The 13054-nt window shown below is 50.9% G+C and carries 16 protein-coding genes; 8 read left to right on the forward strand and 8 right to left on the reverse strand.

Features of this window, described 5'->3' with window-relative positions; translation table 11 throughout:
- Positions 1-216 precede the first annotated feature (216 nt).
- The 3 genes from QUE74_RS25530 (at position 217) to QUE74_RS25540 (ending at position 2691) form a co-directional block, all read left to right on the forward strand.
- Positions 217-510, forward strand: coding sequence for a co-chaperone GroES (locus QUE74_RS25530; RefSeq protein ID WP_001026276.1), 294 nt, complete (start codon positions 217-219; stop codon positions 508-510).
- 43 nt (positions 511-553) lie between these two features.
- A complete protein-coding gene (gene groL / locus QUE74_RS25535; RefSeq protein ID WP_000729117.1) occupies positions 554-2200 on the forward strand; it encodes a chaperonin GroEL in 1647 nt (548 codons plus the stop codon).
- Positions 2201-2337: 137 nt separating this feature from the next.
- On the forward strand, positions 2338-2691 hold the full coding sequence (locus tag QUE74_RS25540; protein WP_000558209.1) for a DUF4156 domain-containing protein: 354 nt from the start codon (positions 2338-2340) through the stop codon (positions 2689-2691).
- A gap of 49 nt (positions 2692-2740) precedes the next feature.
- On the opposite strand, the gene QUE74_RS25545 is transcribed toward QUE74_RS25540, so the two are convergent.
- Together QUE74_RS25545 and epmB are read right to left on the reverse strand one after the other, a co-directional pair.
- Entirely contained in the window at positions 2741-3610 is an 870-nt protein-coding gene (locus tag QUE74_RS25545) for a YjeJ family protein (protein WP_001008024.1), read from the reverse strand.
- 234 nt (positions 3611-3844) lie between these two features.
- A complete protein-coding gene (epmB, locus tag QUE74_RS25550; RefSeq protein ID WP_000940517.1) occupies positions 3845-4873 on the reverse strand; it encodes an EF-P beta-lysylation protein EpmB in 1029 nt (342 codons plus the stop codon).
- A gap of 41 nt (positions 4874-4914) precedes the next feature.
- On the opposite strand from epmB, the gene efp reads away from it, so the two are divergent.
- The 4 genes from efp (at position 4915) to sugE (ending at position 6407) form a co-directional block, all read left to right on the forward strand.
- The gene (efp, locus tag QUE74_RS25555) at positions 4915-5481 is read left to right on the forward strand and encodes an elongation factor P (protein WP_000257278.1); all 567 of its coding nucleotides are present in this window, start codon (positions 4915-4917) and stop codon (positions 5479-5481) included.
- A 51-nt stretch (positions 5482-5532) separates the two neighbouring features.
- A complete protein-coding gene (ecnA, locus tag QUE74_RS25560; RefSeq protein WP_000977757.1) occupies positions 5533-5658 on the forward strand; it encodes a lipoprotein antitoxin entericidin A in 126 nt (41 codons plus the stop codon).
- Positions 5659-5768: 110 nt separating this feature from the next.
- Positions 5769-5915 (forward strand): lipoprotein toxin entericidin B, encoded by a 147-nt coding sequence (gene ecnB / locus QUE74_RS25565; RefSeq protein ID WP_000239596.1) that lies wholly within the window; start codon positions 5769-5771, stop codon positions 5913-5915.
- A 174-nt stretch (positions 5916-6089) separates the two neighbouring features.
- Entirely contained in the window at positions 6090-6407 is a 318-nt protein-coding gene (sugE, locus tag QUE74_RS25570; RefSeq protein WP_000118482.1) for a quaternary ammonium compound efflux SMR transporter SugE, read from the forward strand.
- On the opposite strand, the gene blc is transcribed toward sugE, so the two are convergent.
- The 6 genes from blc to frdA all read right to left on the reverse strand — a co-directional run bounded on the left by blc (position 6404) and on the right by frdA (position 11534).
- Positions 6404-6937, reverse strand: coding sequence for a lipocalin Blc (gene blc / locus QUE74_RS25575; protein WP_001238369.1), 534 nt, complete (start codon positions 6935-6937; stop codon positions 6404-6406). The genes sugE and blc overlap by 4 nt on opposite strands.
- An 89-nt stretch (positions 6938-7026) precedes the next feature.
- Entirely contained in the window at positions 7027-8160 is a 1134-nt protein-coding gene (locus QUE74_RS25580) for a BlaEC family class C beta-lactamase (RefSeq protein ID WP_001355093.1), read from the reverse strand.
- Positions 8161-8222: 62 nt separating this feature from the next.
- Complete coding sequence (gene frdD / locus QUE74_RS25585) at positions 8223-8582, reverse strand: fumarate reductase subunit FrdD (RefSeq protein ID WP_000609663.1); 360 nt, start codon at positions 8580-8582, stop codon at positions 8223-8225.
- Positions 8583-8592: 10 nt separating this feature from the next.
- The gene (frdC, locus tag QUE74_RS25590; protein ID WP_000208757.1) at positions 8593-8988 is read right to left on the reverse strand and encodes a fumarate reductase subunit FrdC; all 396 of its coding nucleotides are present in this window, start codon (positions 8986-8988) and stop codon (positions 8593-8595) included.
- A 10-nt stretch (positions 8989-8998) separates the two neighbouring features.
- Positions 8999-9733 carry a fumarate reductase iron-sulfur protein gene (gene frdB, locus QUE74_RS25595; RefSeq protein ID WP_000829498.1) on the reverse strand — a complete coding sequence of 245 codons (735 nt, stop codon included), beginning with the start codon at positions 9731-9733 and terminating at the stop codon, positions 8999-9001.
- Complete coding sequence (frdA, locus tag QUE74_RS25600; protein WP_001192973.1) at positions 9726-11534, reverse strand: fumarate reductase (quinol) flavoprotein subunit; 1809 nt, start codon at positions 11532-11534, stop codon at positions 9726-9728. The genes frdB and frdA overlap by 8 nt, the downstream gene beginning before the upstream one ends.
- A 324-nt stretch (positions 11535-11858) precedes the next feature.
- Between frdA and epmA the strand changes: the two genes are divergently transcribed.
- Entirely contained in the window at positions 11859-12836 is a 978-nt protein-coding gene (gene epmA / locus QUE74_RS25605; protein ID WP_000004768.1) for an elongation factor P--(R)-beta-lysine ligase, read from the forward strand.
- Positions 12837-13054 lie beyond the last annotated feature (218 nt).

Genomic DNA, 13054 nt, shown 5'->3' on the forward strand with positions numbered 1-13054 from the left:
CAATCAGATTCGCTTATGACGGCGATGAATAAATTGCGATGAAATGTGAGGTGAATCAGTGTTTTCACCTGATTTTGTGCTGATCAGAATTTTTTTTCATTTTCCCCCTTGAAGGGGCGAAGCCTCACCCCCATTTCTCTGGTCACCAGCCGGGAAACCACTTAAGGTCCGGCGTCACCCATAACAGATACGGACTTTCTCAAAGGAGAGTTATCAATGAATATTCGTCCATTGCATGATCGCGTGATCGTCAAGCGTAAAGAAGTTGAAACTAAATCTGCTGGCGGCATCGTTCTGACCGGCTCTGCAGCGGCTAAATCTACCCGTGGCGAAGTGCTGGCTGTCGGCAATGGCCGTATCCTTGAAAATGGCGAAGTGAAGCCGCTGGACGTGAAAGTTGGCGACATCGTTATTTTCAACGATGGCTACGGTGTGAAATCTGAGAAGATCGACAATGAAGAAGTGTTGATCATGTCCGAAAGCGACATTCTGGCAATTGTTGAAGCGTAATCCGCGCACGACACTGAACATACGAATTTAAGGAATAAAGATAATGGCAGCTAAAGACGTAAAATTCGGTAACGACGCTCGTGTGAAAATGCTGCGCGGCGTAAACGTACTGGCAGATGCAGTGAAAGTTACCCTCGGTCCGAAAGGCCGTAACGTAGTTCTGGATAAATCTTTCGGTGCACCGACCATCACCAAAGATGGTGTTTCCGTTGCTCGTGAAATCGAACTGGAAGACAAGTTCGAAAACATGGGTGCGCAGATGGTGAAAGAAGTTGCCTCTAAAGCGAACGACGCTGCAGGCGACGGTACCACCACCGCAACCGTACTGGCTCAGGCTATCATCACTGAAGGCCTGAAAGCTGTTGCTGCGGGCATGAACCCGATGGACCTGAAACGTGGTATCGACAAAGCCGTTACCGCTGCAGTTGAAGAACTGAAAGCCCTGTCCGTACCGTGCTCTGACTCTAAAGCGATTGCTCAGGTTGGTACCATCTCCGCTAACTCCGACGAAACCGTAGGTAAACTGATCGCTGAAGCGATGGACAAAGTCGGTAAAGAAGGCGTTATCACCGTTGAAGACGGTACCGGTCTGCAGGATGAACTGGACGTGGTTGAAGGTATGCAGTTCGACCGTGGCTACCTGTCACCTTACTTCATCAACAAGCCGGAAACTGGCGCAGTAGAACTGGAAAGCCCGTTCATCCTGCTGGCTGACAAGAAAATCTCCAACATCCGCGAAATGCTGCCGGTTCTGGAAGCTGTTGCCAAAGCAGGCAAACCGCTGCTGATCATCGCTGAAGATGTAGAAGGCGAAGCGCTGGCAACTCTGGTTGTTAACACCATGCGTGGCATCGTGAAAGTTGCTGCGGTTAAAGCTCCGGGCTTCGGCGATCGTCGTAAAGCTATGCTGCAGGATATCGCAACCCTGACTGGCGGTACCGTGATCTCTGAAGAGATCGGTATGGAGCTGGAAAAAGCAACCCTGGAAGACCTGGGTCAGGCTAAACGTGTTGTGATCAACAAAGACACCACCACTATCATCGATGGCGTGGGTGAAGAAGCTGCAATCCAGGGCCGTGTTGCTCAGATCCGTCAGCAGATTGAAGAAGCAACTTCTGACTACGACCGTGAAAAACTGCAGGAGCGCGTAGCGAAACTGGCAGGCGGCGTTGCAGTTATCAAAGTTGGTGCTGCTACCGAAGTTGAAATGAAAGAGAAAAAAGCACGCGTTGAAGACGCCCTGCACGCGACCCGTGCTGCGGTAGAAGAAGGCGTGGTTGCTGGTGGTGGTGTTGCGCTGATCCGCGTAGCGTCTAAACTGGCAGACCTGCGTGGTCAGAACGAAGACCAGAACGTAGGTATCAAAGTTGCACTGCGTGCAATGGAAGCTCCGCTGCGTCAGATCGTCCTGAACTGCGGCGAAGAACCGTCTGTTGTTGCTAACACCGTTAAAGGCGGCGACGGCAACTACGGTTACAACGCAGCAACCGAAGAATACGGCAACATGATCGACATGGGTATCCTGGACCCAACCAAAGTAACCCGCTCTGCTCTGCAGTACGCGGCTTCTGTGGCTGGCCTGATGATCACCACCGAGTGCATGGTTACCGACCTGCCGAAAAACGATGCAGCTGACTTAGGCGCTGCTGGCGGTATGGGCGGCATGGGTGGCATGGGCGGCATGATGTAATTGCCCTGCACCTCGCAGAAATAAACAAACCCCCGGGCAGAAATGTCTGGGGGTTTTTCTTTTGGTCATCTTTCTAGTATAAGATTCAGACACGGACGACGCGAGTGGCGTCCAGCTCATTGATTATGGGGAATAACATGCACGTAAAATACTTAGCAGGGATTGTCGGTGCCGCGCTACTGATGGCGGGTTGTAGCTCCAGCAACGAATTGAGTGCTGCCGGTCAGAGTGTACGCATTGTGGACGAGCAGCCAGGCGCAGAGTGCCAGTTGATTGGTACTGCGACAGGTAAGCAAAGTAACTGGCTTTCCGGGCAACACGGTGAAGAAGGCGGTTCTATGCGTGGTGCGGCAAACGATCTGCGCAACCAGGCAGCGGCAATGGGTGGTAACGTGATTTATGGTATCAGCAGCCCGTCGCAGGGAATGTTGTCCAGTTTTGTCCCGACGGATAGCCAGATTATCGGCCAGGTATATAAGTGCCCGAATTGATGTGATTCAGAGGCTGGATGACTCCAGCCTCGCATTAGCAAAGATGAGATTATTTCGCTTGTGGTGCACTTTTGCTGATGGACTGAACACGTAAGTGATGCAGCGCGCGTAAGCATTGATCCTGGGTTAGCGGTTGGGTGTTATTTGCCGCTACGGTGCGAACATAGACCTGACATGGCACACCCGCGAGTTTTTTCAGTCTAGGGCTGAAATCAAGCATTCGGCGAGTGATCGCCTCCACTTCTTTACCCGGCGTTGCTTCACGCGTTTTCACCACCGCGCCGCTAAATTGCTCTTTGCCATTTTCATCTTTAAAGCGATAAAGCACTGCCAGATAATGGTTGAACAAGTTATGTTTCCATTCTGGTTGGGAATAGGTGTCATATTCCAGATTGCCATTGTCCTGGCAGTCAACGTCGTATAACGGCAGGAAATCTAACAGTGAGGTAATACGTAATGCCAGTTCACGCATTTCCGCATTATTAATTGCATGAATGATTGCTCGCGCCAGCATTTCAATCTGCAACTCATTGATGACTAACTCACATTTGCTACCGTCATGTAGCGTTAATACGAAGGTAAGATTTTCACCCTGATTATCGGTAAGTTCCAGCGTGTTAACTCGACGATTAATATCGGCATTTTTAAGCTCATCAACCAGAATTTCTGGGATATTTTCTGCCATTTTCTTAATGACTTTATCGCGAGCTTGCTCATACTGAAGGCGTGCTGCAGCATCCAGTTTATGCTTTTGATGCAGACGGCTTTCCAGCGCAATCAGCAGGTCGCGCAGTTCCATGACAGACAGAAAGAACAACGATTCTTTATTGCGAGGCTCTTTAATTTTCAGCGCCAGTGCAATGAAATTATTACTCTTGCGAATAACACCGGTATTAACACCCTTGATGCTTATGGCCATGTAGGTTCTCCCTAACCATTTCTCAATTAAATAATTAATTTTAATTTATAAGCCAGATAAATGGGCTTGGTAGTAATAGTTGTTAAAATAACATAAATAGCCGTGCTCACTCTATATAAACAGAAAAGAAAGGTTAATTATTGGTGTTGGTTATATAAAAAGTAATAACAGCAATGTATATGAATAATTAAAGGTTATGCAACGTGCAAAGATTAAACTTCCCTGTTTAATCAGTTACTGCTGGGGTAGCTGGAGATCCAGCGGCGTTTTGCTGGGTTCGCCGCCAATCTCGCGCGCCAGTTTCGGCACCATATATCCAGATACCAGCGTCAGCAGCTCACGCATAATCTGCCGTGCTTCGTCATCACTCACCATAAAATGCGCCGCGCCCTGTACTTTATCGAGCACATGCAGGTAATACGGCATCACGCCCGCATCGAACAACGCATTACTCAGGTTTGCCAGCGTTTGTGCGTTATCGTTCACACCACGTAACAGAACGCTCTGGTTCAGCAAAGTAACGCCTACCCGGCGCAACTTAGCCATCGCCTGGCGGAATGTTTCATCTACCTCATTGGCATGGTTGATGTGATTCACCAGCAAGATTTGCAGCGTAGAATGTGAAAAGCGTTCGACCAGCGCATCTGTGATGCGTGCCGGGATCACAATCGGCAGACGGCTGTGAATCCGCAGACGTTTGATATGCGGGATGGCTTCCAGTTGTGTGAGCAACCAGTCCAGCTCGTGATCTTTCGCCATCAGCGGATCGCCGCCGGAGAAAATCATCTCGTCCAGTTCCGGATGCGCTGCAACATACTCAAGTGCCGTCTGCCAGTTTCGCTTGTTGCCCTGATTTTCGGCATACGGGAAATGGCGACGAAAGCAATAACGGCAATTTACCGCACAGCCGCCTTTGACCAGCAATAGCGCCCGGTTGTGGTATTTATGCAACAAACCAGGCACTACGCTGTGCTGTTCTTCCAGCGGGTCGGTGGAGAATCCGGGCGCGACGACAAACTCATCTTGCGAGGTAAGTACCTGACGCAAAAGTGGATCGTCCGGATTGCCTTTCTCCATGCGATCGATAAATGAGCGGGGAACACGCAGGGCAAACAGCTTTTTGGCGCTGCGTCCGGCCAACAGTTTTTCGTCCGCGTCTATATTCAAAAGACGCAGAAGTTCATCAGGATCGGTCACAACATCGGCAAGTTGCGTTAACCAATCTTCTCTGGATGGGGTATTTAGGGTTACAATATGCGCCATTTTGTGGCTTAGCTACCAATTAACAAATTTCAGAGGGCCTTATGGCAACGTACTATAGCAACGATTTTCGTGCTGGTCTTAAAATCATGTTAGACGGCGAACCTTACGCGGTTGAAGCGAGTGAATTCGTAAAACCGGGTAAAGGCCAGGCATTTGCTCGCGTTAAACTGCGTCGTCTGCTGACCGGTACTCGCGTAGAAAAAACCTTCAAATCTACTGATTCCGCTGAAGGCGCTGATGTTGTCGATATGAACCTGACTTACCTGTACAACGACGGTGAGTTCTGGCACTTCATGAACAACGAAACTTTCGAGCAACTGTCTGCTGATGCAAAAGCAATTGGCGACAACGCTAAATGGTTGCTGGATCAGGCAGAGTGTATCGTAACTCTGTGGAATGGTCAGCCGATCTCCGTTACTCCGCCGAACTTTGTTGAACTGGAAATCGTTGATACCGATCCAGGCCTGAAAGGGGATACCGCAGGTACTGGCGGCAAACCGGCTACCCTGTCTACTGGCGCTGTGGTTAAAGTTCCGCTGTTCGTGCAGATCGGCGAAGTCATCAAAGTGGATACCCGCTCTGGTGAATACGTCTCTCGCGTGAAGTAATGCGGTTTTGGTGCGGCCTGTTGGCTGCACCATCACTTATTCTGGTCAGAGATGATGAAACGCCTTATCGTTCTTGTTTTGCTTGCCAGCACGCTGCTCACGGGCTGTAACACCGCTCGCGGTTTCGGCGAAGATATCAAACATCTCGGCAACTCCATCTCCCGCGCTGCCAGCTAATTTTTCTTCTCTTCCGAAAAATCATCAGATTTCCATCATTTTTGGCGATGTTGTCTATTATTAATTTGCTATAGGCAAACATAAATAACATTACCTAAAAGGAAGACGTTATGGTGAAGAAGACAATTGCAGCGATCTTTTCTGTTCTGGTGCTTTCAACAGTATTAACTGCCTGCAACACCACGCGTGGCGTTGGTGAAGATATCTCTGATGGCGGTAACGCGATTTCTGGTGCAGCAACAAAAGCACAGCAATAAGCAATAACGGTACGACAGCTGTGTCGTGCCGTTTGTTTTTTTGCGATAGTCACTAAGGTAATAGTTGAAATTCCCCTGCCACCTGGCAAAATACCCGTTCAACCATCAGCTTTGCAGGACGACCTGCAAACGCCTCTTTTCACCGGGGACGGCCCCAATTCTCCGGAGCCTGATATGTCCTGGATTATCTTAGTTATTGCTGGCCTGCTGGAAGTGGTATGGGCCGTTGGCCTGAAATATACCCACGGCTTTAGTCGTTTGACGCCAAGTGTTATTACCGTGACGGCGATGATTGTCAGTATGGCGCTACTTGCCTGGGCGATGAAATCGTTACCAGTAGGGACAGCTTATGCCGTGTGGACGGGTATTGGCGCAGTCGGCGCGGCCATCACCGGTATTGTGCTGCTCGGTGAGTCCGCTAACCCGATGCGCCTGGCGAGCCTGGCGTTAATCGTATTGGGGATTATTGGTCTGAAACTCAGCACTCACTAACTACCGGGCTGCTGTACCCAAATAAACTTACTGACATCAAACCCTTCCCGGGTCGCGACTGCCAGCATTTCCTGTTTCACTTCGTCAGAAATGGTTGGCGTGCGGGAGAGTATCCACAGGTAGTCGCGGTCCGGGCCGCAAACCAGCGCATGGCGGTATTCCCGATCGAGTGCAATAACGTTATAACCGCCATAGAAAGGACCAAAGAATGACACTTTCAGCGCAGCGCGAGTTGGTGCGCCGGTAAAGTACGCTTTCCCTTCACTCTGCTGCCACATTTCTCTGTCAGGATTATAGCCTTTATTAATGACATTCAGGCCGCCATCATCCCGCAGACTGTATGTTGCGGTGACTTTTTCCAGTCCACGTTCAAAGCGGTGATCAAAACGGGCAATCTCATACCAGGTACCGAGATAACGTTTGGCGTCGAAATTATTCACTACTGTCACGCCACGCGGCGGCGTAGGAGAACTGCAGGCAACGACCAGGAATGCAGCTGTCGCTGCGGCAACGAGAGGGAGCAGGCGCATAAATGTTTCCTTACTGGTTTTTTTCTAAGTGTAGATGACAGCAAGGAAAAGCGGAGAAAAATGTCCGAAAATTCGGACCCGATGAAATTTTACTGTAGAGCGTTGAGAATCTGCCAGGCGGCGGTAACTCTCGCTGGATTGGGATAATTTTTGTTAGCCAGCATCACGATACCCAGCTCTTTTTCTGGAATAAACGCGACATAGCTACCAAATCCGCCGGTCGCCCCCGTTTTATGTACCCATGATGCGCGTACTGCAGGAGTTGGGGGCGTAATCGCTTTTACGGGGCGTGCTGCCAGTGCAATTTTATTGTCACTGCCGTTAATGATAATGTCAGGATTTACCGGCCAGTCCAGCATTTCCCAGCCCAGGCCCTGATACATATCGCCGGTTTGCCAGTAGCGAGATTGTGCCAGTTGTATCCCTTGTTGAAGTGTTTTCTCATTGATATCACGGGGGTTTAAATTGCTTTGCACCCAGCGGGCCATATCTTCAATGGTCGACTTCACACCATAAGCTTCAGCGTCTAATGCTCCTGGCGAAACATGCACTGCCTTACCTTCGCGATATCCCCAGGCGTAATGCTTTTCTTCTGCGGGCGGCACATTAATCCACGTATGGTTGAGTTTGAGAGGCTGGAAGACACGAGTTTGCATCGCCTGCTCAAAACTTAAACCAGACGGCTTCACAGCCAGTGCGCCGAACAAACCGATACTGGCGTTGGCATACAAACGTTGTGTTCCTCGAGCCCATTCAGGCTGCCAGTTTTGATAGAAGCGCAGCAAGTCGCTTGAGGATTTAACATCATCCGGCACCTGTAACGGCAGGCCGCCAGCGGTGTAGGTCGCAAGATGTAATAGTGTGATCCCATTCCACTGTTTAGCGGTAAGTTCAGGCCAGTATTTTGTCGCGGGATCGCTTAGGTTGATTTCCCCTCGCGCAATAGCGTCGCCACCAAGCACGCCCGTAAATGTTTTGCTGACCGAACCTAACTCAAACAACGTTTGCTGTGTGACGGGCTGCTTTTTGGCGATGTCCGCATAGCCCCAGGTAAAGTAATAAGGTTTACCCTGATAAATTACCGCCACCGCCATACCGGGGATCTTTTGTTGCTCTATAAGCGGGGTAATTGTGCGATGCACAATATCGTTGATTTGTTGAGGGGCAGCAAATGTGGAGCAAGAGGCGGTAATTAATAAGGCGCAGAGCGTCGTTTTGAACATAGGGTCTGGTTTCCATACAAAACGGCCCGCCATAGGCGGGCCGGATTTACATTGGCGATGCGTTAGATTGTAACGACACCAATCAGTGTGACAACTGTCAGGATAGCAGCCAGACCGTAGAAAACCCATTTGCCCGCAGGTACGTGGATTTTCAGATCGTGCATCGCGTGGTGCATACGGTGTAAACCACACCACAGTGGCAGAACGATCATCAGGAACAGGAATACGCGACCAATGAAGCTTTGCGCGAACGCCAGAACGCGCTCGTAGCTCAGCGCATCACCCGGAAACAGCCCCAGCGGCAGCAGAATACCCACCAGCAGGATCATCACCGGCGCAATGATGGCGCTCCACATACCACCGGCCCCGAAGAGGCCCCAGAATACCGGTTCGTCAGAACGCTTTGGATTTGGATTAATCATCTCAGGCTCCTTACCAGTACAGGGCAACAAACAGGATTACGATGGTGGCAACCACGGTTACCGCCCAGAGACTTTTGATAATTGGCTCTGGTCCCATTTTTTCGTCTTTTACAATGATATTGGCCGCTTTAGGTGCCAGCTCAAACCAGGTTTTGGTGTGCAGCAGAGCTGCTGCCAGAGTGATCAGGTTAATGATCACGATAACCGGGTTTTGTAAAAAGTCGACGAATCCCGCCCAGGCTTCCGGGCCATTTTTCAAGGCAAACAGCCCGAAAATCAGTTCAATGCTGAACCACACAGCCGGAACTGCCGTGCCTTCGCGCAGCATGTAAAAGCGATAAAACGGCAATTTTTTCCACCAGGTGGACGTCATTGGCCGTACATACGGTTTACGTTTAGTCGTCATGTTGCACTCCTTAGCGTGGTTTCAGGGTCGCGATAAGAAAGTCTTTCGAACTTTCTACTTTGCCCTGCTGAATGGCCGCAGCCGGATCGACGTGTTTCGGGCAGACTTCGGAGCAGTAGCCCACGAAAGTACAGCTCCATACGCCGTTCTGGCTGTTCAACTGCGCCATACGCTCCTTCTTACCGTGATCGCGGCTATCTTCGTTATAACGATGCGCCAGCGTAATGGCAGCCGGACCGATGAACTCTGGGTTCAGGCCAAACTGCGGGCACGCGGCGTAGCACAGACCACAGTTGATGCAACCGGAGAACTGGTGATACTTCGCCATCTGCGCCGGGGTCTGGATGTTAGTACCCTGATCCGCGGTGCGGGAGTTGCCGATGATGTACGGTTTGATCGCTTCCAGACTTTCGATGAAGTGGGTCATATCGACCACCAGATCGCGTTCAATCGGGAAGTTAGCTAACGCTTCAACCTTCATACCGTCGGTGTAGTCACGCAAGAAGGTTTTACATGCCAGTTTCGGCACGTTGTTAACCATCATGCCGCAGGAACCACAAATCGCCATACGGCAGGACCAGCGGTAGCTCAGGTCCGGTGCCAGGTTGTCTTTGATGTAGCCCAGCGCATCCAGTAATGAGGTAGTTGCGTCATAAGGCACTTCATAGAATGCGCTATGCGGTGCGGTATCGACTTCCGGGTTATAGCGCACCACCTCAATTTTCAGGTTTTTCATCTCAGCCATTCGCCTTCTCCTTCTTATTGGCTGCTTCCGCCTTATCGGCTGCATCCGCTTCGCCACCGTAAACGCGTTTAGCTGGCGGCAGCGTAGTAATCTTCACGTCGCTGTACTCCAGGCGAGTAGTGCCATCAGCATCGCGGAAGGCGAGGGTGTGTTTGAGGAAGTTGACGTCGTCACGCTCGGTGCAACCTTCGTCCAGGCGCTGGTGCGCGCCGCGAGACTCTTTACGTGCCATTGCAGAGTGCGCCATACATTCAGCAACGTTCAGACCGTGGCCCAGTTCAATGGTGTAGAGCAGGTCGGTGTTGAACACGCTGGAGGTGTCGGTGATGCGCACGCGCTTGAAGCGTTCCTGTAGCTCAGCCAGCTTGTCGATGGTTTTCTGCATCAGTTCCGGCGTACGGTAGATACCGCAACCTTCTTCCATTGCCAGGCCCATTTCGTCGCGGATCTTCGCCCAGTTTTCGCCGCCATCCTGGTTAACCAGATCTTTCAGACGTTGTTCAACGCCAGCTGCCTGCGCTTCAATTGCCGCTTCGTTGCCATTACCGGCAGTTGCTGCACGTTCTGTCGCTTGTTCACCGGCCAGACGACCGAAGACCACCAGTTCCGCCAGGGAGTTGGAGCCCAGACGGTTTGCGCCGTGCAGACCAACAGAGGAACATTCACCCACGGCGAACAGACCTTTAATGCGGGTTTCACAGTTCTGATCGGTTTCGATACCGCCCATGGTGTAGTGTGCGGTCGGACGTACTGGAATCGGTTCTTTAACCGGATCGACGCCAACGTACGCTTTCGCCAGTTCGCAGATGAACGGCAGACGTTCATGCAGTTTTTTCTCGCCGAGGTGACGCAGGTCGAGATAAACCACATCGCCACGCGGTGTGGAGATGGTGTTGCCTTTACGCCATTCGTGCCAGAAGGCCTGAGAAACTTTGTCGCGTGGACCCAGTTCCATATATTTGTTTTTCGGCTCGCCCAGTGGAGTTTCCGGACCCATGCCGTAATCTTGCAGATAACGGTAGCCATTTTTGTTGACCAGAATACCGCCTTCACCGCGGCAGCCTTCGGTCATCAGGATACCGGAACCTGGCAGACCAGTTGGGTGATATTGAACGAATTCCATGTCACGCAGCGGAACGCCGTGGCTTAGCGCCATACCCATACCGTCACCGGTAACGATGCCGCCGTTGGTGTTGTAACGATAAACGCGACCTGCACCGCCGGTAGCCATAACGACCGCGTTAGCACGGATCTGCACCAGCGTGCCTTCCATCATGTTCATTGCTACCAGGCCGCGAACATGACCATCATCAACCAGAATATCCAGCACGAAATGTTCGTCAAAACGCTGGATCTGCGGGAATTGCAGAGAGGTCTGGAACAGCGTGTGCAGCATATGGAAGCCGGTCTTATCGGCGGCGAACCAGGTACGCTCGATTTTCATGCCGCCGAAGCGACGTACGTTGACGCTACCATCCGGGCGACGGCTCCATGGGCATCCCCACAGTTCCAGTTGGGTCATTTCGGTTGGGCAGTGGTGGACGAAATAATCCACGACATCCTGCTCACACAACCAGTCGCCACCCGCTACTGTATCGTGAAAGTGATATTCGAAGCTGTCATGATCCTGCGCGACAGCGGCGGAGCCCCCTTCTGCAGCAACGGTATGGCTACGCATAGGGTATACTTTTGAGATTAGTGCGATTTTTGCATTTGGATTTGCCTGCGCGGCAGCAATTGCAGCACGTAATCCCGCGCCACCGGCGCCTACAATGGCAAGATCGGCTTGAAAGGTTTGCACGACATTCCTCCAGATTGTTTTTATCCCACAGCCCCGTACTTCAGGGTAAGTGCCTGAAAGTTACGGTCTGCGAACGCTATTCCACTGCTCCTTTATAGGTACAACAGTATAGTCTGATGGATAAGTCTGAAATTTGACGAGATCGATTTTTTTAGTGCGCAAGAGGGCTAAATTATCACTGAAGATGATTAATTTAATTACTAAACCATCAGATCGTGCTTTTTTTAGTCACCGCCCACCGTTGATTGATACCTGCGTAAAATTTGTCTTGCCGCCGCGTTGCGAGTAGACTTCGTGCCCTTGTCAAAAAATGGAGATTTAACTATGAGCGAAACGGCATCCTGGCAGCCGAGCGCATCCATTCCTAACTTATTAAAACGCGCGGCGATTATGGCGGAGATCCGTCGTTTCTTTGCCGATCGTGGAGTGCTGGAGGTGGAGACGCCTTGTATGAGCCAGGCGACGGTAACCGATATTCATTTGGTCCCGTTTGAGACGCGTTTCGTTGGCCCCGGGCATTCGCAGGGGATGAATCTCTGGTTAATGACCAGCCCGGAATACCACATGAAACGCCTGCTGGTTGCCGGTTGTGGGCCGGTATTCCAGCTGTGCCGCAGCTTCCGTAATGAAGAGATGGGGCGTTATCACAACCCTGAGTTCACTATGCTTGAGTGGTATCGACCGCACTATGATATGTACCGGTTGATGAACGAGGTGGACGATCTCTTGCAACAGGTGCTGGACTGCCCGGCAGCAGAAAGTCTTTCTTATCAACAAGCTTTCTTGCGTTATCTGGAAATTGACCCGCTCTCTGCCGACAAAACGCAACTGCGGGAAGTGGCAGCGAAACTGGATTTGAGCAACGTTGCCGATACCGAAGAAGACCGCGACACGCTGCTACAACTGCTGTTTACCTTTGGCGTAGAGCCAAATATTGGCAAAGAAAAACCGACCTTTGTGTACCACTTTCCGGCCAGCCAGGCATCACTGGCGCAAATCAGTACCGAAGATCATCGGGTCGCTGAACGCTTTGAGGTTTATTATAAAGGTATTGAGCTGGCGAATGGTTTCCATGAATTGACGGATGCCCGTGAGCAGCAACAACGTTTTGAACAAGATAACCGTAAGCGCGCGGCGCGCGGTTTGCCGCAGCACCCCATTGACGAGAATCTTATTGAAGCCTTGAAAGTCGGTATGCCTGACTGTTCCGGCGTGGCATTAGGCGTTGATCGTCTGGTGATGTTGGCGCTGGGTGCGGAGACACTGGCTGAAGTCATCGCCTTTAGCGTTGACCGGGCATAATTCTGAAAAATTACTGAATTAACCGCGAAGAATGGCGTGATGAGCGCCATTCTGTAGCATATGTTTTCATTTTTCCGCTAAAGGCCACAATTTAAGACTGGATATTTGATATCATCCAGGTATCAATTCTGTATTGGTTTTTACGCTGCCCACTCAATGATAGGGTAGTGCAGTTCAGTGGGCGCGTTTTAGACACGCGCTGAAATGAAGGATGGTTT

This window comes from Escherichia sp. 10290 (assembly GCF_030295155.1).
Classification (GTDB): Bacteria; Pseudomonadota; Gammaproteobacteria; order Enterobacterales; family Enterobacteriaceae; genus Escherichia; species Escherichia coli_F.